Below are 25,110 nucleotides of genomic sequence, written 5' to 3'. Positions count from 1 at the left end.
TTCCTCCTTAGGATGATTGAAATCATATTTATTTAAAGGGATAAACCCCTTATTAACTCTTGGGCTGCACCTTCATCAGTGATCAGGACATTACTCTGGCCCGGTTGGAAATAAGATGAGATGGCTTGCGCTTTCGAGCGACCTCCAGCAACAGCAATGACATGTTTCGCACGCTTAAGATCTTCTAACTGCAGACCTACCGTACGAACTTTGTGAACGATCTCACCCTCAACATTGAAATAATAACCAAAAGCCTCGCCTACAGCGTTGTGCTTTTTGATTAATTCCAACTGTTCAGGAGAAGTCTTTCTTCGTTCTGCCATCGTGAGTGCATCCCCGACACCGTGAATAACGATTTCAGCGTTACGGATGATATCCAACACTTCTTTAATTGAAGGTTCTTCTTTTATCGTCTGATACGATTCCTCACTGAGAGGATCGGGTACATATAAAAGACGATAGTCACCCCTGGCTTTTTTCGCCATTTCCGCGCAGATCGTGTTGGCCTGGTTTTCAACTCTTTCACCTAAACCTCCACGTGCAGGCACGTATAAGCATTGATCAGCTCCAGACAGCGGCGTCATCACTTGTGCGACGGATGCCATCGTTGTTCCACCGGTAATGGCAATCACCTGATCCGGCGACATATGTTCTTTCAAATATTGGACACATGCTTTTCCCATCTCTTGTTTTACCCAATTAAGCTCATCACTATCACCCGGAACAACAACGACATAGTCTAAATTTAATTTATCCTTTAATTGTTGTTCTAAAACCTTTATCCCAGAGACCTCTTTAATAAATTCGGCTAACTGCTCAAGAATGTTCTGTCCCTCATAACTTAAATGCATACCTCGTGAGGTAATCTCTACAGCTCCTTGTTTATTCAGAAAATCCACTTCACTTCGAACCGTGCGTTCAGCCAGCTCAACACTTTCAGCTAACGCTCTTCGGCCCACAGGCTGCATGATCTGGATATAATACAACAGCTGATAACGGCGCTGTATAACGTCCAGGACATCCGGGAATAATTTTTTTTGTAAGTCGATGAACGCTCTCATGGAAAAAGCTCCTTCTTTGAAATGGTACCAACCGGGATGTATTACGTCCCAGCTAGTCATATTATGTCCCGCTCGGAGCAAAAAAATATCTTATTTCAGTTTTATATTAACAGTGGGGTAGTCCTCGTGCAAGTGAAAACCTAGACGTTTTTCATTGTAAACGCTTCATTAGTTCGAAGTAATCAATATTCCGATAATCCAGCTCTTCCTCACCAATTTTCAATACCGGCACCTCAAGCATATACTTATCCAGCAGGACAGGGTCAGTACCAATATCCACCAATACCACTGCGACGTCAAAGAGAGACAAAAGATCCTTAACTTCCTCACATAACCCGCAGTTTTCTTTAACGTATAAAATAACTTCAGACATATACAGGCCTCCCTGAACTTCCTCTTCATCATAACAAAGGAAATCTGCCCCATCCATCCCTCACTATTGCTTATTCACAAAAAAGGACACGCTGTTAGGAAGCGTGTCCTTTTTTATCATAAAAACCATTATCGATTTTCAACTTCCGTTTATCCAAGAAATGTGCTAACTCTTCGCCTACATAACTTTCGGGTGTCCGTTTCAATAACTTATAGTTGAAGGATAACTTTTGCTGTTCCTGCATGTCGAACACGTGAATCCGCCTGTCTTCAGAAACCTCTTCAGTCGACAACATTTTGTAACGGATTAGGTTTGTCATAAATACCCCTCTTCTAAATAAAGCGAAAAGTCTGACTTTATTTCTTCAATAGTAACATAGAAAAAGCCCGAAATAAACTACATTGCGATAATATACCCAAATAAACGTTCGTATAATTTCTGTGAGATTTCTGTTCAAATAATATTTAAATAACATTAATGTAACTGTTAGTGATTCGACAACATCACTATACTAATATAATGAATTTCTTGTAAAAAAAGGACCTTCCTTTCATCTGAGGAAGGTCCATCTAGTTTAGCGCGCCCGAGAGGATTCGAACCCCCGACTGACGTAGAACCGGAATCTACCGCTCTATCCAACTGAGCTACGGGCGCAAAAGCGACATGCATTTAATATTATAAGTAGAATCAACAAAAAACGCAACCCATTTTTTGATCTTCAAGAAAAGCTTCCTATTTTGGAAGGCTTAGTTACCTGACATTTGCGTGAACGGTTCAAGGCGTCCACGGGAAGCGCAAGGTAGATGTGCCCCCCAGAACGTTAGCCCGAGGAGACTCACCACTCGCCTCGGAAAGCGAACCTTTTCCCGCAGTCCCTGAAATCCTACAAACATCTCGAAATAGAGTTTTCCACAGTCCTGTCATATCGCTAAAATGTAGGTATGGACGTTTATATAGGTAAATTTAGGGTATGATGGTAGAAGGAATTGGAACACATCACATAGAACGAATAATAATAACCGTTTTTCATACTTAAAAGGCGCAGCAACCCTTGCTGAAATAAAGAATAAAAGGTCGATTGTTTTTGTTTGACCTTTATTGACCTTATAGGTATGATGAATGTATTCCATCATTATTAATTTGATGTTAAGGAGGAATTTCAAATGAATTTAGTCCCTACAGTTATTGAACAAACAAACCGCGGAGAACGTGCTTATGATATTTACTCCCGCTTACTTAAAGACCGCATCATCATGCTGGGAAGCCCGATTGATGATAACATCTCAAACTCTGTTGTTGCACAGCTGCTTTTCCTTGCTGCTGACGACCCAGACAAAGATATTTCCCTATACATCAACTCCCCTGGTGGATCGATCACAGCAGGTATGGCAATTTATGACACGATGCAGTTCATCAAACCGAACGTATCTACAATCTGCACAGGTATGGCCGCGTCAATGGGTGCATTCTTGCTGAACGCCGGTGAGCCTGGCAAACGTTATGCACTACCTAACAGTGAAGTCATGATTCACCAACCACTTGGAGGAACACAAGGTCAGGCTTCTGACATCGAAATCCACGCTAAGCGTATTATCAAAATGCGTGAGAAGCTGAATAAGATTCTTGCTGAGCGTACGGGACAACCGATGGAAGTCATCGAACGCGACACAGATCGTGATAACTTCATGTCTGCCCATGAAGCTGTAGACTATGGCTTGATTGACAAAGTCATGGAGAAAAACGAACAATAATAAAACACAAAATCCGCTGTGGAATCCACAGCGGATTTTTTTGTTCTGTATGAGAACGTTCCCTCACTGGAGAACGTTCATTTTTTCACATAAATACAGATTACTCATTCTTTACGAAGTCTGTCAGCACCTGCATCGCTTCTTCCTCATCAGAACCATCTGCAATCAATTTGATTTCTTCATCAGTTCCGACAGCAAGACTCATTAACCCCATTATACTTTTGGCATTCACCCGTTTTTCACCTTTTTCAATAAAAACGTCTGCGGTAAATTTGTTCGCTTCTTGTACGAATTGTGCCGCCGGCCTTGCCTGTAAACCTGTCTCTAACTCAATTACGATCGTCCTTTCAATCACCTGTCATTCTCCTCTCATTCTATATTTCAATTTCTTTGTAAGCGGATTCAATACTTAGAAAAAAGAACGCTCTCTTTTCGAAAGCGTTTATAATTGTATTTCATTATAGCATGAATTTGTTAAGGAAACATTAATTTCTTGTGTTTTCTGTCACTTCGCCTTTTCTAACTTTTTCGGCGAACTCATCGATTTTACGCAGCCGGTGATTGATGCCGGATTTACTTATCGACCCGCCGGAAACATACTCACCAAGCTCTTTCAAGGAAACTTCCTGGTGCTGCAATCTTAAGGATGCAATCTCCTGCAATTTATCTGGCAGCGCTTCTAAACCTACTGTCCGTTTAATGAATTTTATGTTCTCCACTTGGCGGAAAGCGGCCCCGATCGTTTTATTCAAATTCGCCGTCTCACAGTTGACGAGACGATTGACAGAGTTCCTCATATCCCGGACGATCCTTACATCCTCAAACTTGAAAAGCGCCTGGTGTGCTCCAATATTGCTAATGAGCTCCGTAATTTTATCCGCTTCTTTCAAATAAGTGATGAATCCTTTTTTACGGCTGAGTGTCCTTGCGTGCAACCCGAAACTATTCATAAGCTTACACAACGCCTCGTTGTGTTCCTCATCCGAAGAGTAAACCTCAAGATGATAGGAAGAGGTTTCCGGGTTATTGACGGAACCGCCTGCAAGAAATGCCCCTCGTAAATAAGCCCTTTTACAACACGTATCGTTCAAATACTTTTGAGGGATATCTGGATTAATGGATAGAGGACCTTTCAGAATTTCAAGATCTTCAAGAACGACTTTCGCTTTCTCCGTCATCCTCACAATATAAACATTGTTCTTTTTTAACCTCATTTTTTTCCGGACAAGGAGTTCTACCGGGTAGGGATAAAGCTTTTTGATTAACGTGTAGATCCTTCTGGCAATCGCTGCATTCTCTGTTTGTACATCCAGAATATATTCACGATTGGAAAGGGAAAAGGTTCCGTTCATGCGCACAAGGGCAGCCAGTTCTGATTCCATGCAGCAGGTATCTGCTTCTACGTTCGTTAATTCTTTTTTGATCTCTGATGCAAATGACATGATGTACACCCCCTTCTACCTACCAAGCAACACCTAAAGCATAGAGTGCAGTAACTTTGCTAATTTATCTGTGTCGTGACGTAACATAGGCTTGCTATGGTCGATGATATCTTCTTCTATGACTTTCAATCCCATGGATTTAATTCTTTCAATATCGTAAACGACGGGTTCTGCATTTTCTTCTGCATACGCAGCCCTTACCCCTTGATCAATGGGTTGATTATGCACAATCACTGACTGTAACACACCTTCTCCAATATGATCAAATAGGGCCTGGATATGATCAGCAGCCGTGTAACCGGAAGTCTCCCCCTCCTGTGTCATCACGTTGCATATATAAGTGACCGTCGCTTTTGTTTCTTTCAATGCCTGCCCGATTTCCGGAATGATGATATTCGGCAATATACTGGTGTACAGACTTCCGGGAGAAATCACTATTAAATCTGCAGACTTAATGGCCTCTACGGCTTCTGGCAAAGGCTGAATCGGCGTAGGACTTACATACACCCTTTTTATTTTCTTGTTCTGTTTTGGAATACTTGACTCACCGGTTACGACAGTTCCATCATCCATCTCCGCATGGAGGTTCATGGAATGATTGGCAATCGGATAAATATGACCACGCACATTCAGGACTCTGGAGATTTCCTTAATCCCTTTATAAAAGTCCCCCGTCATGGATGCCATCGCAGCCAGCAGAAGATTCCCCATAGAATGACCGGACAGGCCATTCCCCGCTGCAAACCGGTGTTGAAAAAGCTCCAGGAGCATAGGTTCAGCATCGGATAGGGCAGCAACGACATTCCGGATATCCCCCGGGGCGGGAATGGCCATCTCGTCCCGCAGGCGGCCGGAACTTCCACCGTCATCAGCAACCGTGACAATGGCTGAGAGGTCAATCGGTAAATTTTTTAATCCGCGCAACAGCACAGGCATTCCGGTCCCGCCACCTACAACGACGACACGCGGCTTGGTCTTATGATCCATCCGTTACAAACCCTTTCTTTTATCAATGTCTCTATGCGTGACATGGGTCACGAAGTCTGTAGAGAAGTATTCCGATAGATGCTCAGCAAGAGCTACAGAGCGGTGTTGACCGCCTGTACAACCGATAGCAATGACAAGCTGACTTTTTCCTTCTCGTTTATATTGAGGAAGCATGAAATGCAGCAGGTCTTTCAGTTTTTCAAGGAACTTCTGTGTATCTGTCCATTTAAAAACATAGGAGGAGACTTCTGTATTCAACCCTGTCAACGGCCGCATATGTTCAACATAATGCGGGTTCGGCAGGAAGCGCACATCAAACATTAAGTCTGCATCAATCGGAACGCCATACTTGAAACCGAAGGATACCATCTGAATGGAGAACACCTGTTGTTCCTGTTGGCGGTACTTTTCAATGATCCGCTCTCTCAGTTCTTTCGGTTTCAACGATGTCGTATCAATAATCGTCTGCGAACGGCCTCTCAGCTCATCCAGCATTTTTCTCTCTCTACGAATACCTTCAAGGGGCAACCCTTCTTTTGCAAGTGGGTGAGATCTTCGTGTTTCTTTATAACGGGAAACAAGCGCCTGATCTTCTGAATCAAGGAATAGAATGTGTTCCTGCAGCCATTCTTCTTTTCCAAGACGGTCAAGAGAATCAAAAAGCGCATCAAAGAATTCCCGCCCACGCAAATCCATCACTAGAGCTACATTTTGGATATTGTTGCTGGAATCTTTCATCAGTTCAAGAAATTTCGGAAGCAGGGCCGGTGGTAAGTTATCGACACAAAAAAAACCGAGATCTTCAAAACTCTGAACAGCTACGGTTTTTCCTGCCCCTGACATTCCTGTGATGATTACTAACTGAGTATCGTTGGCATTTACTGGCATCTTTCATCGCTCCCCATTAGTCAGGTCGTGACGGATCCAAATCTTCATCGATCAAGCGGAAGTCCGTCGTATATACAAATGTTCCATATACTTGCTCTTCACTGCTTAAGATGTGCTTGAAAATTCTCCGATCTCCCTCTGCCATCGGCTTTTGAAGAACTTCACTAACCGGAACCCACTCCAGTTCACCCTCTTCACTTTCATCAAGCAGATCTCCAGAATAGCTCGTACTGTAAAATGTAAACATCATCCACTCCTGAGCAGTTTTCTCCTCTTCCCGCATGACGAATGTAAAGGAACCACGAAGCTCTGGGTTTTCGATGGAAAGACCCGTTTCCTCTTTAAACTCACGGACGACAGAATCTTTAATATTCTCTCCGGCTTCCATCTTTCCGCCAGGGGCAACATACCAGCCTCTGCGTGGTTTTTTTAACATCAATACGGAACCATCAACTTTCAAAATACAATTCGCTACACGCTGCATCGTTATGGTCACCTCAATTTCTTTCTAGAGGGCATCTCCACCCATTATACAATGAATACACAGGTTGCTACAATATTATGTTCCACAGCCTGAATTGAAAACTATTTCCTTATACTTATCATGAATCTGAACAGGTCGCACCGGGAGATCCGGTTTCAAATTTTATGTGTGAACGGATGCTTGCGGCGGGAAGGCGAGTCATACCCCGCCACTCCTTTCCCATTCCTTCTCGAAATCAACCCATTAAAGTCCTTCTATTAAACATACCGATTTAACAGACCAAAACAAAAAAAGACACAGATGACGAGCACCTGTGCCTCATAGAGATTAATCTATTAAAAGGGGGTCAATTAATCATTTCCATCGTAACAGGAAAATATTTCATAGGTGTTACACCCGAGTTAAGATGGTGTTTCTTTTTAATTGACGACCTTTAATTCCTCTAAAAGATTTTCAATATAGTGCTGGGCCGATTGTGCGGCGATACTTCCATCACCAGTTGCTGTCACAATTTGACGCAATTCTTTTTCACGGATATCCCCGGCAGCGAATACACCAGGTACTTTCGTTTCCATGTTTTCATCTGTTTCGATATATCCTTGTTCATTTGTAATGCCCAGGCTTTCGAAAGGTGTGGACAATGGAATCATACCGATATAAATGAACGTACCATTGGTATCGAAATCATATTCTTCATCTGTTTTTTTATTGTGAAGCGTGACGCTTCCTACTTTGCCATCTTTTTCATTGATGGTTTTGACAACGGTATCCCAGATGAAGTCGATCTTGTCGTTATCAAATGCGCGATCCTGAAGAATCTTCTGGGCGCGTAATTCATCACGACGGTGAACGATTGTCACTTTGCTTGCAAAGCGTGTAAGGTAGACCCCTTCTTCTACTGCAGAATCTCCTCCGCCTACAACAACCAGTTCTTTATCACGGAAGAATGCGCCATCACAAACCGCGCAATAGGAAACCCCGCGGCCTCCGAGTTCTTTTTCACCCTGTACACCAAGTTCTTTATATTGAGCACCTGTCGTTACGATGACAGCACGTGCTTTATATTCTTTATTACCAGCTTTGACTGTCTTGTATTCCTTGCCATCTACGACCTCTTTGATGTCGCCGAACGCATATTCTGCACCGAATTTTTTCGCGTGATCGAACATCTTGTTGGATAAGTCTGGTCCAAGAATACTTTCAAAGCCCGGATAGTTTTCAACATCTTCCGTATTAGCCATCTGACCACCCGGAATCCCACGCTCAATCATAAGCGTATCCAAGTTGGCACGGGAAGTGTAAACAGCTGCTGTCATACCAGCAGGACCTGCCCCGGCAATGATGACATCATAAATGCGATCTTCACTCATCAATCTTCACTCCTTATGAATCCGAATAATCTCAGTTGCATTTCCTGTACATATCATAGTAAATCATACGAAAACCGTCCATTAATGTGCTTACAGAGAAAAGAAATGCATGTTCACCTATTCCTGTTCCCAGGGTCCGCCTTCTTTTCCCATCTTCGGGAACTGTTTGCATCCCTGTTCCCAAAGCTGCAAGGCTTTAGATGGGTTACCTGTATGATAAACAGAGATGCTGTACCATTTGTAATACACTCTGCGTCGAGTGACCTGCTTATCGCGAAGCGACTTGAACCGTTCGACCGCTTCTTTATAATAGCCAGCTCTCGCTAAAGTCTCAGCTACGGCTAGTTTTTGCTGTTCATGCATGGGAAATACATTACGGAGCCGTTCAATGTGAAAATCCGCTTCTTCCTTCATGCCCTGTTTCAAATAAAAGGCAGCCAAATTCACGTCACAGTGGATGTTCGCTGGTTCCTTCTCCAAGGTCTCTTTTTCAAATTGAATCGCTTCGTCACGGTTTCCGTTCATGAATAACGCGTAGGCGTATCGGTGTTTGGCGATTTTAAATTCCGGGAAAAGCTCCATCATTTCATCAAGAACACTTAAAGCCTGATCCCATTCTTCGTGCTCTAAATGGTAAAAGGCGGTTTCCTGATAGATGATGAGCTCATCTTCATCCTCAAACGCCCAATCATCGTCTTCATCTTCTTCCTCTAAAGAATCCAGCATATCCCTCAATTGCTTAGCCGCTTCTTCAAATTCGCCGTCTCCGGGTTGTTCTAAATAGGTGTCTACATATTTTTTGGCATCATTAAGAAGACCGAGGTGTGCGTAATTATTTGCCATCAGATAGTAACAATCAACGTATTCTTTTCCGTGTTCAGCCAATACCTCAGTCAGTACCTGATTGGCGGCATGATAAGAGCCAACTTCTGTGTAAACAACAGAAAGTTGGCATGGATACAATGGTTCCTCGGGAGAAGCTTCAACCGCCTTTTTCAGCCACTTGACAGCAGCACTGAAACGACGCTTTTGAAAAGCCTGAATCCCATGAGAAAAATAAAATGAACCTGTAGGTACAAATGGGATGATGTTCGTATCCTGTTGTGCTGTAGTTCCTTTAAGTGTAGTCGTCATGACTGTCCCCCTGTTTCCGTTTCAAATCTCACTAATTATGCAGTATAACATAAATGTTTACAGAGAAATAGGAGAAAAATGTAATCCGTTTAGGAATGGCGTTTTTCAAGAACAGCGAGAACATCATCCAACGGAACTTGACGATCCGTAAGAATTAATAAGAGGTGGAACAATAGATCAGCAGATTCCAGAGCGATTTCTTCCGGATCATCATTTTTTGCAGCAATGATGACTTCCCCTGCTTCTTCACCGATTTTTTTCGCAATCCGGTCGACCCCTTCCTGAAACAGAGTGGATGTGTAAGATCCTTCAGGAAGGGTCGCTTTTCGATCAGCCAGAACAGTTTGAAGTTCGTCCAGAATGTGATAACGATTTTCTTTCAGCTTGGTTTCCGAATCTGTGAGCTCTTCTGAGAAGCAGCTGTAATTCCCTTTGTGACAAGCTGGCCCCGACGGTACTACTTGAACAAGCAAAGCATCCTGATCACAATCGTAATGAATGCTTCTTACTTCCTGTGTATTTCCGGAAGTTTCCCCTTTGTGCCACAATTCCTGACGGGAACGGCTGTAAAATACCGTTTCACCGATATCCAACGTCTTTTTCAAAGATTCTTCATTCATGTAGGCTAAGGTCAGTACAGCTTTCGACTTGGCATCTTGCACAATCGCCGGAACCAGACCTTGTTCATCAAATTGAATTTCATCGATATTCATCGCACAGGCACTCCTTTTCCCTTCAAATACGCTTTCACGTTTTGCACAGATGTTTCTTTATAGTGGAAAATCGATGCAGCAAGCGCAGCATCTGCATCAGCTTCCGTAAATACGTCATAAAAATGATCACTCGAACCTGCCCCTCCGGAAGCGATGACAGGAACATTCACAACTTCCTGCACGGCTTTTAATAAAGGAAGGTCAAAACCGGATTTTTCGCCATCTTTATTCATAGAGGTCAGCAAAATCTCGCCTGCTCCGAGCTTCACGGCTTCTTTTGCCCAGTCCGTCACAAGCCAATCGGTGGGTGTGCGCCCCCCATGCGTATAAACGCGCCAGTTCGCTGTCTGTTCATCATACTTGGCATCTATGGCCACCACGATGCACTGACTTCCGAAGTAATCCGCCCCTTCCGTAATCAGAGCCGGCCTATTCACAGCGGAAGAATTCAAGGATACTTTATCTGCTCCATTTCGGAGAGTTTCCTTGATATCTTCAAGTGTCCTTATGCCGCCCCCAACTGTAAAGGGAATAGCTAGTTCAGAAGCAACAGAACGGACGACATCGATCATCGTTTTCTTTCCCTCGTGACTGGCGGAGATATCGAGAAACACAAGCTCATCTGCCCCTTGTTCGTCATACACTTTCGCAAGTTCAACAGGGTCTCCGGCGTCACGGATATCAACAAACTGTATGCCTTTTACCACACGGCCTTCCTTTACATCCAGGCAGGGAATGATTCGTTTTGACAGCATTCAGTCCACCTCCACATTGAGGGCTTCTTTTAAGGTGAACTGGTTCGTGTATAAAGCTTTCCCAACAATCGAACCAATCACATTTCGATCCTTATATTCTTTCAGTTCGTTAAGGTCATCCAAACCTTTAATGCCTCCAGATGCAATCACATCCACACCTGTTTCTTCAGCCAGGCGGACGATTTCCTTCGTATTCGGACCTGAAAGCATGCCATCTTTCGCAATATCTGTATATATGAACGTTTTCGCTCCAGCAGAAGCCAGGTCTTTCCCTAAATCCACCGCCTTCACTTCCGATTGTTCCAGCCATCCAGCTGTCGAAACAAAACCGTCACGCGCATCCAATCCAATGGCAATCCGTTCCCCATACTTGGAAAGAAGCAGTTTGGTTGTTTCCACATCGCGGACAGCAAGAGAACCGATGATGACACGGTCGACACCTGCGTCCAAGTAAAAGCGGACATCTTCTTCTGATCGAATCCCTCCGCCAATTTGCACACGACAGTCCAGTTCCTTCGCCACTCGCAGCACATGCTCCGCATTTTGCTTGGAACCTTGTTTCGCACCATCAAGATCCACCATATGGATCCATGAGGCCCCTGCGTCTACAAATTCCTTTGCCACTTCAAAAGGATTCTCCCCATAAACGGTTTCTTTATCAAAGTCACCTTGCTCAAGACGCACACACTTTCCGTCACGCATATCAATTGCAGGATAGATCGTAAAGCTCATCGTTAAAACTCCTCACTGTTTACACATTACTTTACAAAAGTTCTCTAATAGCTGCATGCCGGCTCTCCCGCTTTTTTCCGGGTGGAACTGACTCGCTACAAGGTTGCCTTTTCCAATGATTGCAGGCACTTCCATATGATAATCAGAGGTCGCATATAAAATAGAAGGATTGTTCGTCTTCACAACAAAAGAGTGAACGAAGTAAACATGGTCTTCCTTTACGTCTGTCATCAAAGGCTTGTCCGGCTGATGGATCTCAAGTTCGTTCCAGCCCATATGCGGAACTTTATAAGAACATCCTTGGTCATCCATTCCTGGAAAACGGGAAATGGTGCCTGGGAACAATCCTAACCCTTCCGTAAGTCCACCTTCTTCACTACTCTCGAACAGCAGCTGCATGCCGAGACATATGCCGTAGACCGGTGTCCCCTCGGCCACTTTATCTTTTATAAAATCTATGAATCCATGCTCCTGAAGTGCTCTCATGGCATCCGGAAATGCGCCTACACCAGGGAGGATGTACCCATCACATTCTCCCAACGACTGGGGGCGGTCCCCGATTTTGTAATCCACGCCGAGTCGTTCAAGCGCTTTTGAAACACTGAATAAATTGCCCATTCCATAATCGATGATGCCTATCATTATAAACTTCCTTTCGTACTCGGAACTCCTTTGACGCGTGGATCGATTTGAGTCGCTTCATCCAAAGCACGTGCAAAGGCTTTGAACATCGCCTCAATAATGTGATGGGTGTTCTGCCCATGATGTAAGACGATATGTAAGTTCATCCGAGCTTCTACTGCAAGTTTCCAGAAGAATTCATGAACATTTTCCGTATCAAAGGTGCCGACACGATCCTTTGGAAGCTCTGCCCGCCATTCCAGGTGCGGACGGTCACTCAAATCTACGGCTACCGTGACAAGCGTCTCGTCCATCGGCAGAGTCATGGATCCGTAACGTTTCATGCCATATTTATCGCCGACCGCTTCTCGTAACGCCTGTCCAAGACAAATCCCGATATCTTCTGTTAAGTGATGATCATCCACTTCCACATCGCCTCGACCGACAACGGATAGATCAAAGAGACCGTGTTTTGTGAACAATTCCAGCATGTGAGAAAGAAAAGGCACCTGAACATCCAAGTCCGCTTTTCCTCCTCCATCAATTCCAAGTTCAAGCTGAATATCTGTTTCTCTCGTTTTTCGTTCAATTCTAGCTGCTCTCGCTTCTGTCATTTCCATCGCTCCTTACGTGTCTCTACTGCGCGTGCGTGGGCTTCCAACCCTTCCAGCCGGGCGAACCGGGCAATTTTGTTGACGTTCGTTTCAAGAGCCTGTCTGCTGTATGAAATGACGCTCGATTTTTTCACAAAGTCATCGACATTGAGAGGACTTGAAAAACGCGCCGTTCCATTCGTTGGCAGTACATGATTGGGTCCCGCAAAATAGTCCCCGACAGGCTCACTGCTGTAAGGCCCTAGAAAAATCGCTCCCGCATGCTTGATTTTCCCCAGTTCCTGAAAAGGATCTTCCGTCACAATTTCCAGGTGTTCGGGCGCTATTTCATTGATGGTGCTAATTGCTTCTGCCCAAGTCTCACACAGCACAATCATTCCATAGTCTTCCACGCTCTTTCTAGCGATATCAGCACGAGGCAGGGAATCCAGCTGTACCTGCACTTCTTTTTCCACTGCCTTCGCAAGACGCTCACTTGTTGTCACAAGGACGCTTGAAGAACGGGCGTCGTGCTCTGCCTGAGAAAGAAGATCGGCAGCGATTTCTTCCGCACGGGCGGTTTCATCAGCAAGAATGGCAATCTCACTTGGTCCGGCGATCATATCAATATCGACATCCCCGAACACTTCACGCTTTGCAAGCGCAACGAAAACATTTCCAGGACCTGTTATTTTATCCACAGAGGGGATCGTTTCTGTCCCATAAGCAAGAGCGGCAATGGCCTGCGCTCCCCCTACTTTGAACACATCTTCCACGCCAAGGATCTGGGCAGCAAGAAGGACCCCGTCAGGTACTTTTCCATCCTCCCCTGGAGGAGTCATCATGACGACCCGCTCTACACCTGCCACTTGTGCCGGAATCACATTCATAAATACTGAAGAAGGGTAAGCAGCCGTTCCGCCCGGCACGTAAACCCCTGCGGCTTCAATCGGGGTGATTTTTTGTCCTAAGATGGTCCCGTCTTCCGAACTATCAAACCAGGAAGCGGTCTTCTGCTTTTCGTGAAAAGCACGGATGTTGTCCGCGGCCTCCTGCAGAATTTGGACAAACTCCCCATCGAGAGAGGCATACGCTTGTTCAAACTCTTCTTTTGTAACTTTGAACGTTTCCATAGTGGTCCTGTCAAAACGCTCGGTGTATTCTTTGACCGCTTCGTCTCCCCGGCTCTTCACCTGTGCAATAATCTCCTGAACAGATTTTCGCTGTTCCTCTGTTCCTTGGTCGACGGAACGCTTCAATGACTGTAAATCAGACTTGTTTATGATCTTCATCAGCGCTCCCCTTCCATCACTTCACTTAGTTTGCTTACCATTTCCTCAATTTCGTTACTCTTCAATCGGTAACTGACCGGGTTCACAATCAAACGCGACGTAATCTCTGTAATCTTCTCATACTCCACCAGCCCGTTTTCTTTCAACGTACGTCCTGTAGAGACGATGTCGACAATACGGTCTGCCAATCCAATCAAAGGCGCAAGTTCAATGGATCCATTCAATGGAATGATTTCAATCTGTTCGCCCTGCTCACGGAAATAATCAGAAGCGACTTTCGGATATTTCGTGGCGATCTTTGGTGCAATCCGGCTCAATGGCTGGTCAGGCAGTCCAGCTACAGCTACATAGCAGGGGCTGATTTTCAAATCAAGCACTTCATAAACATCCCGATCCTGTTCAAGCAGAACGTCTTTCCCGGCGATCCCGATATCCGCCGCTCCATACTCTACATAAGTGACGACATCCATCGGTTTGGCCATCATGACGCGGATGTTCTGTTCAGGAAATTCCAGGATTAACTTTCTTGACTCATCCATGTCCGCTTCCAGCTCATAGCCCGCTTTTTTCATCAGTTCCGCCGCTTCTTCGTAAATACGGCCCTTCGGCATGGCAATGGTCAACGGCTTACTCATCACGCTCACCTCCGCCTTTCGTGAAATCGATCGTCTCTGATAATTCCGCTTTAAAAGCCTGCAAATCCGGGATTTGATCCACGTGTTGTAAAAGAACCGCCTGACCATCCTCACGGTAGCGCTTCGCTTCCTTCAACCCTTGTCCGTAACTATCATCGTCAACGATGACACCGATACGCCCGTCACCTGACTCCTGCTCGTTCAATGCTTCTACCAGACGTTCCAGATGGACGGCAAATCCAGTTGCTGAGGCACTGAGCTGGAAAGAAGGAAGTAAGGTGTCATAGCGGCCTCCGTTACATAGAAGGGCCCCAAGGTTCGGCGCATAGCCTTCAAACAAAATTCCCGTGTAATAGTCCATGTGACTGATTAAATTTAAATCAAAGTGAATGTATTTTTCGACCTCATACTGTTGCAGCAGACGATACAACTGCTTCAGTTCATTTACGGCCTGCATGCAGGCTTGATTCCGAGCAAGGGAACGACTGCTCTCAAAGATTTCTTCGCCGCCTTTCAGAGCGAGGAGCTGAAGAAGGGCCTCTTTTTTATCTTTCGAAACAGAAAGCTCTTTTACCGCTTCCCTGTACCCGACGTAATTCTTTCGATATAAGTAATTTAAAAGGTATTCAATCGTATCCTCATCATCGCCAAGTAAATCTGTGAAAAAGGCTTTCACATAGCCAATGTGACCGACTGTAATCACAAAATCATCGAGTCCAGTCTGCTTTAAAGATTCAACGAGGAGAGCGATGACTTCTGCGTCTCCATAAGAGGAGTGGTCCCCAATCAATTCCGTTCCGACCTGCTCAAATTGAGCCGGTTTCCCTCCTTCGGTCTGTTGGGCACGGAATACCGGGCCTTCATAAGCCAGACGAAGCGGAAACTCAGCATCTTTCAGTTGAGACGCTGCCACCCTTGCGATGGGTGCAGTCATGTCCGGTCTCAATACAAGTGTGTGTCCCTGTTGATCCAAAAGCTTGAACAATTGCTGATCAAGTGTTGCACTTACTTTTCCTACCGTTTCGTGATATTCCATGATCGGAGTATCCATGAACGAATATCCGAACGAAAGAATGGCATTCGATAATTGTTGGCGCGCTTTCGATTTTTGGTTATAAAAAAAGGGAAGCGTGTCCCGCATTCCCAATGGCTTTTCAAACATCAGGCGTTTAACCAATGGTATTCATCCTTTCCCCAAATCCTTTAGCTTGCTAATATGCTAACATGATAAAGATAGAGCGTCAATGAAGAAACTCCTTAGCTTTGTTCCCCTTCTTATCATAGCAGAAACCGTTTCATAAATACGGGGCCTTGCTGGTAGAGTTCGCGGTTTTTCATGTAGAGGACGTTATACACCTGAACCATAATAAAACAGACGCACAAAACTGTGCGTCTGTTCATTCAGGAGAAAGCTTTATTCAAATGGAGGATTTCATCAGCGTAACGAAGAGCAAGTGGTTCTGCATTCGGTGACTCTTTCTGCATCTGTTGGTGTATGAAGAGTTTCCCAACCCTTTCAAACCTTGCTCCCTTTTCCATCATCTCAAGAGCAATGACGGATTCATAAAGCAAAGCCATTTTTCCGGCAAGAGGTTTGCTGTAATAGGTTTGTACTTCCCCCGGCTGTTTTAATACCTCGTCTACATAAGCGATAAAATTCAGAATCGCCTCCTTCACCAGTGTATACTCTTTCCCCTTATGGGCAACTTTGTCCAAGCGTTCTTGAATATGTTGGACAAATAACTCGTGCCCCTGGTATTTATTGAAAAGTTTTAAGACTTCCAGGCCGAGAATATTCGCTGTTCCTTCCCATACTGTCAATACTTGAGCATCACGCAAAAGACGAGGCGTAACAAAGTCTTCAATGTATCCATTACCTCCATGCATCTCAATCGCTTCATGTGTAAAATCCACCGCCTGTTCAGCTGTTTCTTTTTTCATGATCGCAATGCGGACACGGTTCAGGATATGTTCTTCTATTCTTGCATCTTCAGGCGTACGAGCTACTTTTTCAAAGGATTGGATTAAATCGAAAACCGCTCTCGTTTCCACTTCCTGCTTAACCGTCATAGAAACGAGAGTATCTTTCACCATCGGATATTCAATCAGCGAGTGCCCGAATGCATTTCTCTTACTGGCATAATCCTGCGCTTCTGTTAAAGAACGACGCATAATACCAATAGACGCGATTGCATTACAAACGCGGGAAAGGTTCAAGGCTTCCATCATATAGTAGAATCCCCGCTCCGCTTCTCCGACCATAAATGCTTTCGCACCGGTAAATTCAACTTCAGCGGACGGTACAGCACGGACACCTAGTTTATCTTTCAGTCTTCGGATCTGAATACCATTCAATTCTCCACTTTCATTCCTCCAGGGAACAAGAAAAAGACTGAGACCTCTCGTCCCGGATGGTGCGCCTTCTGTCCGCGCAAGAACCATAGCCACCCCGCAGGCTCCCGCGTTGCTGGCAAAATATTTTTCCCCATGGATCCTGTAATGCCCACCTTCTTTAATGGCTTTCACTTCGTTAGCACCCACATCTGAACCACCCTGGCGCTCCGTTAGAAAAGTCGCACCTTCATACAATTCAACCTCTCCCGTTGATAGCACGTGCGGTAAATATGTGGCTTTCAACTGTTCATCTGCGTAATGATCGATCAAATAAGCGGTAGCCATCGTCAACGTCACTGGACAGTAAAAACCAGGTTCTGCCTGAGAGAGAAGGTAACCTTGCGCGTACGAATACATGTAATCACCTTTTTTTCCAAGCTCAGGAATATCCTTATGAAGATAACCAACGATTCCTTCCCCATACGTTTCTTCTATAGTTTTTTTGTACCCTTCATTTAACCATACTTCTGAAATATCGTTGCCCATCTTGTCATATTTGATCAATTTCGGCTGACCCTCACGATCAGTGTGAACCGCCCGTTCATCAATCTCCTGGGCACACTTCTCACCGAAAAACCGGAGTCGCTCATCAGCCCACTGATAAAAAGGTTCATCCCACGTTTCCTTCAGGAGATCCTGAAGGTTCTCGTCCCTTTCGTAAAAGTTCATTTCACAACCCCCTTAGGCTTGACGCGCCTGTTCTCGCAATCGATGTTTCAATAATTTACCCGTCGCGTTCCTCGGAAGCTCCTCCATTTCCTCATAGAGCTTAGGAATCTTGTAATCCGCCAATTGAACCTCCAAAAAGCGTCGGCATTCATTTTCCACATCTGTCATTTGCCCGTTTTGAACAATGTGCGCTTTGACCGTCTCGCCCCAGTCAGGATGAGGGACGCCTACGACAGCCACATCCTCAATGTGTGGATGCTGCAACAAGAGCTCTTCTACTTCACGCGGATAAACATTGACCCCACCCGAGATGATCATATCCTTTTTACGGTCAATGACCCACAAGTAGCCGTCTTCATCCTTTTCACCCATATCCCCTGTAAGGAGCCATCCGTCACGGAAGGTTGCGGCCGTTTTTTCCTCATCTTTATAGTAGCCTTTCATAATTCCTTCACCTTTAAGAGCGATTTCGCCCACCCCGCCGTTTTCTACTTCATAGCCATTTTCATCTACTAGACACATTTCACAATGAAGGGCCGCACGTTTCCCGACACTTCCCGCTTTTTCATCATGCTCCTGTGGAAGCAGCAACGTTCCGCTTGGCCCTGCTTCCGTCAAGCCATACAAACAGCAAAGACTATCCGTTTCAAACTGCTCTCTCACAAACTCCACTTCTTTTTTAGACAAAGGTGCGCCGCCATAAGTCCAATATTTCACCCAGCTCAAATCCGTTTCCCTCACTTTAGGATGTTTGGCCGTCATTAAATAAGCAACAGGTGCCCCGAAAAAGTGTGACGCCCGTTCAGTCGAAACAAGCTCAAGTAATAAGTCCGGAGTAAAAGTAGGAGCGATGATGTGTGTGGCACCGACAAACGTGCCCCCTGCTAAAAAGAGATGTAATGGTGCGGAATGACTGAAGGGCATCATATGAAGCATACGGCTCGATGGTTTCATTTCCAGTTCCACGGCCATCATTGAAGAGACTGTCAAAATATTTTTATGGGTAAAGACAACCCCCTTTGGCTGCCCAGTTGTCCCTGAAGTATATAAAATCGAAGCTTCTTCATCTTCATGGGCTTCATTTACCATTTCCAGTGGCTCTTCTTTTGCAAGCATATCCGAAAAAGAGTGCCAGCCTCCGTCAGCGTCTCCAGTTTTGATAAATGTCCCCTGTCTTTCATCAGCAAGTCCTCTCACCTGATCGATGAGCAAATCATGAGTGAGCAAAGCAACAGCATCACTGTGATCGTATATATAAGTAATTTCTCCCTGTACCAAACGTGCATTAATGGGAACGACAATAGCCCCCAGTCGGTGGATCGCAAAGTAACTGATGACAAACTCTTTCGTATTCGGCATATGGATGATGACCTTGTCACCCGCCTGAATTCCTAACCTCATCAAACCTCTGGCACACTGATTGACCTGACTGTTCCACTCCTGATATGTCAAACGTTCTTCAGGTGTGACTATCCCTTCTTTTTCCGGATACTTACGAGACTGGTAAGCTAATAATTCAGAAAGATTCATACAGGATCTCCTCTCCGTTCCTTTAATTCTACTTCGAATTTGTCGAGCCACTGTCCCATTTCCGCTTTTAACTGTTCCAACTCCCGGATCCGATCGTCCACCTCCTGCATTTTTTCTTTTCCATAGGTAAGCGTCCGTTCAAGCTGACGGACCCCGGAAGGATCCTGGTCGAAAAGATGAATCATTTCTTTGATTTCTTCAAGCTGGAAACCATACTTTTTCCCACGAAAAACAAGCCCAAGACGCGTTAAATCCTTCGGAGAAAAAGAACGGTGCCCTCCCGAGCTGCGGGAAGGTTTGATCAGACCAAGCTCTTCATAGTATCGGATGGTCCGCTGAGTCACATCGTATTTGTCGGCCACTTGCTGGATAGATAAACGTCCTTCCATTCGATCCCCTCTCATTGAATGAAAATTCTAACAATTTAACTATACCATTAACGTTAACGTTAAGTTCAACTATAAAAATTTGGAAATTACCAATAGAAAAAGCACCTTACTCAGAAGGTGCTTTCATAAAGTATAGCTCCCTTTAGTGGAAGACTCAGTTTCGAGACTTTTGTTGTGTGGTTCTAGGGGCTCCGGGAAACGGTTCGTCTTGCTCCATCGTCCAGACACTCGCGTCATAAGCAGAACAGCAAAGGAATGAAAAATACATTCCGTTGCTGTTCTGCTTATGCCAGTCGTGTCTACCAGGACGATTCCGCATTTGAACACTTTCCATGGGGCGGGCGGTGAGCCTCCTCAGGCTACGCCTTCCGGGGTCTCACCTGTCCCACACGTCCCATAGGAGTCTCACCGTTTCCCTCCGCCCCTTTACCTTTTAAGTGTCTCGAAACCACTTCTAAAAGGGGCAGCTTGTATGGTTGAGGGAAGTGAATGATTAGACAACATGTATTCTTAAACAAGGTTCCAATTCTTCTCCCCTAGGCGGGCGTATAGTGTGTTGTATCAAACATTTCCGTCTGCTAAACGGCAATGGGGTAGAGTTTACATCATTCACTCCTCATAACCATACAAGCTAAGTTTTCCAGTAGTGGTTTCGAGACTCTGATATAGCAAAGGGGCGAAGGGGAATGGCGGGACTCCTGCGGGAAAAAAGTGCTTGGTGAGACCCCACAGGACGCAGTCCGAGGAGGCTCACCGCGCTCCCGCGGAAAGCGAGGCATTCCCCGCAGCCCCCATCCACTCAACAAACGTCTCGAAACTGAGTCTTCAAGAAACCTGCCATTTAGTTGAAGAGGGATTTTTTTATATAAAAAATAGACCTCTTTCCATATTGGATAATGGAGAGGCCTTTCATACATGATCCATAGCTTATTCTTATTATACCACCTTTATGAAGAAGATTCGATAAACTTCTTCAAATGTTGTAGGTGGTCTTGATCTTCCTTTTTTATGATCTGCTTGATAAGTGGTTTCATCAATTTGTTTCGGAAGCCTTCCGTATAAAGCTCCCCTTGGAAGTCTACTCTCGTCCCTTCTGACGTTTGTACGAATTCATAATGGTACCGTAAGTCCAATCCATGCTGATGACTGCGGACAGAGTATTTTCGATTGGGGTCAAAGTCGGTAACCTCAATGATTGAACGAGCTTTTCTACCTCTGATTTCCCGAGTTTCCTGGAACCTATATCCTTCCGTGACAGGTCCCTCACTCAATAGTTGTACATCGATGACTGTTTCCATAATTTCAGGGCTGTTGTTGAAATCTGTCGCCATTTTAAAAACTTCTTCTACAGGTTTTTTAATGATGACGGACTGATTCATAAAAGACATAAGTATCCTCCTCTGTTAAATGCTCTACCCCCTATATTCGCTTTTCACGTCCAGAGTCCTTTTTCAAATGACAAGAATATCCTGGCAAAACACACACAAGATAAAGGAAGCACTCAAGAAAAGCGAGGGATCTGTTTATGGGTTGGCTTTCCGTCATTCCTTTCATCGTGGTCATTGTTACGGCTATATGGACCAAACAAGTCATTCCAAGTTTACTATTCGCTGTTGTCGTGGCCGGTTACATCATCGACCCACATTGGCTGGGAGGAATGATGACAGCCTTAGGTTTCATCATTGAAGGGTTGAGGGATGAAGCCAATTTGAAGATCATCCTCTTTCTATATGCCTTCTCCGCTTTAATAGGACTTGTAAAAATGTCGGGAGGTATCAAAGGATTCGTTAAAGAAGCAACGGAGAGGATTGACCACAAAAAGGGGGCGTTCATCCTCACCTGGTTGTCTTCATTAGGGACTTTCAGTGCACCGAGCTTCCGGATCGTTACCATCGGGCCTGTAATGAAAGCATTGAGAAGGAACATTCCAATGACCAAACAGGAGCTGGGTTTCGTCATCGAAACGACAGCCTCTCCACTTGTCGTCTTGATTCCTATTGCGACAGCATTTGTTGGATATATGACTTCGGTCATTGAACTGTCCTTGCAGCAGGCAGGCACGGAAGGGGACGCATATTCTTTATATATCAGCAGCATTCCGTTCAATTTCTTCGCCTTTTCCATGCTAGCCGTTGGCTTTTATATGAGTTTTTTCCATAAGAACAAAAAGCCCGCGACTGACGCAGAGAATATGGATCAAGAAAAAAGAGAAGATGATGACCAATGGGAAGACTGTCATCCAGCTGTTACGAAAAACCTGCCAGCACAGCCTTGGCACTTGATTATTCCATTGTTCAGTGTGATCCTCCTTACTTTCTTCCTCATGTATATGGTCGGTGTCAGAGATGGAAAATCCGGATTTGATGCGCTCATTAATGCCAACGTCCTTGATGCTATGGTTTTGGCTGTCGTGCTTACCCTCATCGGCTTCGTCGTTTATCTGAAGTTTCGTAATGAGAAACTCAAGAAAATGATGGACACGCTGATTGATGGAGGAAACGAGATGATGAGTGTCATTGTTCTTCTGGCCATGGTATGGGGGTTAAGCAGTGGATCTGAAGCATTGAATTTCGCGGATACCATCTCCAAGTCTTTTGACTGGATCCCTTCCGGATTTGTTGCCGTCATCTTATTCGTCGTTGGCTGCGGCCTCTCTTATTTCATCGGCTCTTCCTGGGGAACATGGGGAATTCTCATGCCTGTCGGGATATCGATTGCGACTGTAGCAGGAAGTTCCCTGCCCATTGTCATCGGAGCCGTTTTTGCCAGCGGTACATTCGGGGCTTTCGCATCCCCTTTGAGTGATGATACGAATACGACGGCCGGCATTCTAAATTTGAACCCGATTAAATATGCTCGGTTCAAGTTGAAGCCCGCTCTTATTGCTGCTTCCTTTGCTGCTCTTCTTTATTTCGGTATGTCTTTCTTTTTATAGTTCAAACAAAGAGCCCTTCCATATTTGGGGCTTTTTTCTTTTGTTTGATTTTATTCCCTTAAATATTACAACTGTCCATTTTTGCAAATTTACATTTTACAAAAACCATACATTGAAACCCCTTACATAACCCCACACAAGCGTTTATACTAGTCCCATAAGATGATCATCAATCAAAAGAATGTTTATATTTTTGCAAAAATGCACCAATAAAGTTGAACAAGGGGGACCCCGATGGTATTGGATAATAGACGTGCACACTTATTATCAATGATTCAACAATCAACCAATCCCATTCCCACGAAGGATTTAGTCGACAGAATGAAAGTGTCCCAACGGACCATTTACTATGATATCGATCAGATCAATAGTTGGTTGCTTGCCAATCATCTTGAACCCATTCAAAGCGAGCATGGAAAGGGATTATTCTTACCTTCTTCATCTAAAGCGCATTTGAAGGATAACCAGGACAAGAGTTTTGATGACTGGCAGTATCAATTGTCCAGACAGGAACGCGAAATTCTCATCAAAGCTAAAATCCTATTGGAAGAAGAAAAGGCTTCTATGCGGCATTTCATGGAACTGACGAGCATGAGCCGAGGCACAATCGCTAAAATGATTAAAACGATCAGGCAGGAGTTTCAAGAGATGGGACTCGAGCTTTATTACAAAAAAAATATCGGATACCGATTAAACGGGCCTGAGGATATGAAGAGAACCGTGCTTTCTAATATTCTGGCTACAATCTTTTCACAACCTGATTGGCAAAACGTCAGAAATAAAGTTCATCAGATGATTCAGCCCGAATCCGACACATGGTCCCAGGAAACGGAACAGAGGCGCAAAGTGAAGAAGATTCTCTTTGAAGCTGAAAAGGAGTTAGGGCTGACACTGACAGATGAAATGGTGGAAATCCTATCCTTCCAAGTGTTAATGATTACAAAACGAATCGCGGATGGGAAGTACATCACTGTCCAGCCCGCAGAAAAGCATGTTCTCAAGCAGACCAAAGCACATCAGGGGTCTTTACTCATTACCACTGCCCTTGAAGAATGGTGGGAGATCGAATTCCCTGAGGATGAAGTTTGTTTCATTACCATGAACCTGCTGGGATCGAAAGTTCAACATGATGACTTCAGCCGATATTCTGAACAGGAGTTGTCCGGGTTGAAAGAAGTCGTCCATCAGATGATTGATGATTTCCAACTCTATTCCTGCGTAGTGTTTGACGATAAAGAAGGACTTTCAGAAAACCTGATCTCTCATATCAAGCCAACCTATTACCGGTTGAAATATGGAGTGAAAATCGCTAATGACTTAGCGGGCACGATTCAGGAAACCTACCCTGATATTTTTCACCTGACTAAACGGGTGATGAAGCACCTGGAACTTTATGTCGGGAAAAAGATTCCCGATGAGGAGGCCGCTTACATCACTTTACATTTCGGGGGATGGCTCAAGAAAGAAAAGAAGCAGGTAGAAACAAAACTTACCGCTGTCATCGTCTGCGAAAATGGGATTGGTACATCCAATATGTTGCGCACCCAACTCGAAAATTTAATTGCCGGATTGAACATCAAAGATACCCTCTCCATGAGAGAGTATCAAAGGAACAACCACAAGGCGGATGTCATTTTTTCAACAAAGTTCATAAAAACGAAAGATATACCCGTTGTCCATGTTCCCGCGATTTTAACGAATGTTGAAAAGGAGCGTGTCATTCAACGGATGAATGAACTTTTTGGTTCGAGTACGACAGAGCTCGATGCAGGCGACCCATTCATTCAAGTCATCGAACGCTACGCGACAATTCATCGTAAGGACGAATTGAAAAGAGAATTGTCATACCTTCTCGAACAAAAGACTCCGCATACAAAGGAGATGAGAAAGCCCATGCTCAACGAATTATTAACAGAACAAACGATACAGTTGAAAGACAAGGTCCAGAATTGGGAAGAAGCCATCAAAGTGGCATCCCAGCCACTCATTGATCAACAGGTTATTCGTCTGGATTACGTTCAGGCGATGATTGATAACGTAAACGAGTTAGGTCCTTATATTGTGATTGCGCCGGGTATTGCCATCCCCCACGCAAGACCTGAAGCAGGCGTGGAACAACTTGGCATGAGTTTACTAAGACTAAAAGACTCTGTTTATTTTTCAGATAAAGAAAAACATAGGGCTCAACTTGTCATCGTACTGGCAGCTATTGATAACGAAACCCATTTGAAAGCCCTGGCACAACTCACAGAACTGTTGTCAGATGAAAAACATGTGGAGCGTTTAATCTCTGCAGAAGAAACTGAACAGGTCATTGATCTGATTAATCAAGCAGTAGAAGTTTAAAATCAAAGAGGAGGAA

The 25,110-nt window shown here is 44.6% G+C and carries 25 protein-coding genes and 1 tRNA gene; 3 read left to right on the top strand and 23 right to left on the bottom strand.

Features of this window, described 5'->3' with window-relative positions:
- Positions 1 to 32 precede the first annotated feature (32 nt).
- The 4 genes from VKA52_RS05780 to VKA52_RS05765 form a co-directional block, all read right to left on the bottom strand.
- A complete protein-coding gene (locus VKA52_RS05780; protein ID WP_160911553.1) occupies positions 33 to 1,061 on the bottom strand; it encodes a sugar-binding transcriptional regulator in 1,029 nt (342 codons plus the stop codon).
- Positions 1,062 to 1,212: 151 nt separating this feature from the next.
- A complete protein-coding gene (locus VKA52_RS05775; protein ID WP_326314526.1) occupies positions 1,213 to 1,434 on the bottom strand; it encodes a glutaredoxin family protein in 222 nt (73 codons plus the stop codon).
- Between the two features lie 94 nt (positions 1,435 to 1,528).
- A complete protein-coding gene (locus VKA52_RS05770) occupies positions 1,529 to 1,753 on the bottom strand; it encodes a hypothetical protein (protein ID WP_160911549.1) in 225 nt (74 codons plus the stop codon).
- Between the two features lie 259 nt (positions 1,754 to 2,012).
- A tRNA-Arg gene (locus tag VKA52_RS05765) sits at positions 2,013 to 2,088 on the bottom strand.
- A gap of 509 nt (positions 2,089 to 2,597) precedes the next feature.
- Between VKA52_RS05765 and clpP the strand changes: the two genes are divergently transcribed.
- Complete coding sequence (gene clpP / locus VKA52_RS05760) at positions 2,598 to 3,185, top strand: ATP-dependent Clp endopeptidase proteolytic subunit ClpP (protein WP_160911547.1); 588 nt, start codon at positions 2,598 to 2,600, stop codon at positions 3,183 to 3,185.
- Between the two features lie 100 nt (positions 3,186 to 3,285).
- Here the strand turns inward: clpP and VKA52_RS05755 are convergent, their stop codons facing one another.
- The 19 genes from VKA52_RS05755 to VKA52_RS05665 all read right to left on the bottom strand — a co-directional run bounded on the left by VKA52_RS05755 (position 3,286) and on the right by VKA52_RS05665 (position 21,201).
- Positions 3,286 to 3,540 (bottom strand): HPr family phosphocarrier protein, encoded by a 255-nt coding sequence (locus VKA52_RS05755; RefSeq protein WP_160911545.1) that lies wholly within the window; start codon positions 3,538 to 3,540, stop codon positions 3,286 to 3,288.
- A 130-nt stretch (positions 3,541 to 3,670) separates the two neighbouring features.
- Positions 3,671 to 4,627 (bottom strand): DNA-binding protein WhiA, encoded by a 957-nt coding sequence (gene whiA, locus VKA52_RS05750; RefSeq protein ID WP_160911543.1) that lies wholly within the window; start codon positions 4,625 to 4,627, stop codon positions 3,671 to 3,673.
- Positions 4,628 to 4,660: 33 nt separating this feature from the next.
- A complete protein-coding gene (locus tag VKA52_RS05745; RefSeq protein ID WP_326314525.1) occupies positions 4,661 to 5,614 on the bottom strand; it encodes a gluconeogenesis factor YvcK family protein in 954 nt (317 codons plus the stop codon).
- Between the two features lie 3 nt (positions 5,615 to 5,617).
- On the bottom strand, positions 5,618 to 6,502 hold the full coding sequence (gene rapZ, locus VKA52_RS05740; protein ID WP_160911539.1) for an RNase adapter RapZ: 885 nt from the start codon (positions 6,500 to 6,502) through the stop codon (positions 5,618 to 5,620).
- A 16-nt stretch (positions 6,503 to 6,518) separates the two neighbouring features.
- Positions 6,519 to 6,986, bottom strand: a complete 468-nt coding sequence (locus VKA52_RS05735; protein ID WP_160911537.1) for an 8-oxo-dGTP diphosphatase — start codon at positions 6,984 to 6,986, stop codon at positions 6,519 to 6,521.
- A 419-nt stretch (positions 6,987 to 7,405) separates the two neighbouring features.
- Positions 7,406 to 8,356, bottom strand: coding sequence for a thioredoxin-disulfide reductase (gene trxB, locus VKA52_RS05730; protein ID WP_326314524.1), 951 nt, complete (start codon positions 8,354 to 8,356; stop codon positions 7,406 to 7,408).
- Between the two features lie 117 nt (positions 8,357 to 8,473).
- Positions 8,474 to 9,490, bottom strand: a complete 1,017-nt coding sequence (locus VKA52_RS05725; protein WP_326314523.1) for a tetratricopeptide repeat protein — start codon at positions 9,488 to 9,490, stop codon at positions 8,474 to 8,476.
- Positions 9,491 to 9,579: 89 nt separating this feature from the next.
- Positions 9,580 to 10,203, bottom strand: a complete 624-nt coding sequence (hisIE, locus tag VKA52_RS05720; protein WP_326314522.1) for a bifunctional phosphoribosyl-AMP cyclohydrolase/phosphoribosyl-ATP diphosphatase HisIE — start codon at positions 10,201 to 10,203, stop codon at positions 9,580 to 9,582.
- The gene (hisF, locus tag VKA52_RS05715; RefSeq protein WP_326314521.1) at positions 10,200 to 10,958 is read right to left on the bottom strand and encodes an imidazole glycerol phosphate synthase subunit HisF; all 759 of its coding nucleotides are present in this window, start codon (positions 10,956 to 10,958) and stop codon (positions 10,200 to 10,202) included. Before hisF ends, hisIE begins: the two co-directional genes overlap by 4 nt.
- Entirely contained in the window at positions 10,959 to 11,690 is a 732-nt protein-coding gene (gene hisA / locus VKA52_RS05710) for a 1-(5-phosphoribosyl)-5-[(5-phosphoribosylamino)methylideneamino]imidazole-4-carboxamide isomerase (RefSeq protein ID WP_326314520.1), read from the bottom strand.
- A gap of 12 nt (positions 11,691 to 11,702) precedes the next feature.
- Positions 11,703 to 12,332: an imidazole glycerol phosphate synthase subunit HisH gene (hisH, locus tag VKA52_RS05705; protein WP_326314519.1), complete on the bottom strand. Its 630-nt coding sequence runs from the start codon at positions 12,330 to 12,332 to the stop codon at positions 11,703 to 11,705.
- Positions 12,332 to 12,925: an imidazoleglycerol-phosphate dehydratase HisB gene (gene hisB / locus VKA52_RS05700; protein ID WP_326314518.1), complete on the bottom strand. Its 594-nt coding sequence runs from the start codon at positions 12,923 to 12,925 to the stop codon at positions 12,332 to 12,334. The genes hisH and hisB overlap by 1 nt, the downstream gene beginning before the upstream one ends.
- Positions 12,922 to 14,196, bottom strand: a complete 1,275-nt coding sequence (gene hisD, locus VKA52_RS05695) for a histidinol dehydrogenase (protein WP_326314517.1) — start codon at positions 14,194 to 14,196, stop codon at positions 12,922 to 12,924. The genes hisB and hisD overlap by 4 nt, the downstream gene beginning before the upstream one ends.
- Positions 14,196 to 14,831: an ATP phosphoribosyltransferase gene (hisG, locus tag VKA52_RS05690; RefSeq protein WP_326314515.1), complete on the bottom strand. Its 636-nt coding sequence runs from the start codon at positions 14,829 to 14,831 to the stop codon at positions 14,196 to 14,198. Before hisG ends, hisD begins: the two co-directional genes overlap by 1 nt.
- Positions 14,824 to 16,008 carry an ATP phosphoribosyltransferase regulatory subunit gene (locus VKA52_RS05685; RefSeq protein WP_160911517.1) on the bottom strand — a complete coding sequence of 395 codons (1,185 nt, stop codon included), beginning with the start codon at positions 16,006 to 16,008 and terminating at the stop codon, positions 14,824 to 14,826. The genes hisG and VKA52_RS05685 overlap by 8 nt, the downstream gene beginning before the upstream one ends.
- 224 nt (positions 16,009 to 16,232) lie before the next feature.
- Complete coding sequence (locus VKA52_RS05680; RefSeq protein ID WP_326314512.1) at positions 16,233 to 17,894, bottom strand: acyl-CoA dehydrogenase family protein; 1,662 nt, start codon at positions 17,892 to 17,894, stop codon at positions 16,233 to 16,235.
- Between the two features lie 12 nt (positions 17,895 to 17,906).
- The gene (locus VKA52_RS05675; RefSeq protein ID WP_326314510.1) at positions 17,907 to 19,424 is read right to left on the bottom strand and encodes a class I adenylate-forming enzyme family protein; all 1,518 of its coding nucleotides are present in this window, start codon (positions 19,422 to 19,424) and stop codon (positions 17,907 to 17,909) included.
- Positions 19,421 to 19,813, bottom strand: a complete 393-nt coding sequence (locus VKA52_RS05670; RefSeq protein ID WP_160911511.1) for a MerR family transcriptional regulator — start codon at positions 19,811 to 19,813, stop codon at positions 19,421 to 19,423. The genes VKA52_RS05675 and VKA52_RS05670 overlap by 4 nt, the downstream gene beginning before the upstream one ends.
- A 947-nt stretch (positions 19,814 to 20,760) precedes the next feature.
- A complete protein-coding gene (locus tag VKA52_RS05665) occupies positions 20,761 to 21,201 on the bottom strand; it encodes an SRPBCC family protein (RefSeq protein WP_326314508.1) in 441 nt (146 codons plus the stop codon).
- Between the two features lie 137 nt (positions 21,202 to 21,338).
- Here VKA52_RS05665 and VKA52_RS05660 point away from each other — a divergent pair, with 137 nt between their 5' ends.
- Positions 21,339 to 22,748, top strand: coding sequence for a Na+/H+ antiporter NhaC family protein (locus VKA52_RS05660; protein WP_326314507.1), 1,410 nt, complete (start codon positions 21,339 to 21,341; stop codon positions 22,746 to 22,748).
- Positions 22,749 to 22,982: 234 nt separating this feature from the next.
- Positions 22,983 to 25,094, top strand: coding sequence for a BglG family transcription antiterminator (locus tag VKA52_RS05655; RefSeq protein ID WP_326314506.1), 2,112 nt, complete (start codon positions 22,983 to 22,985; stop codon positions 25,092 to 25,094).
- Positions 25,095 to 25,110: the final 16 nt, after the last annotated feature.

The sequence above is a fragment of the Halobacillus sp. HZG1 genome (genome assembly GCF_035818575.1).
Lineage (GTDB): Bacteria > Bacillota > Bacilli > Bacillales > Halobacillaceae > Halobacillus > Halobacillus litoralis.
Note: the sequence above shows the minus strand (reverse complement) of the source record. Positions and strands in the feature narration are given on the sequence as shown.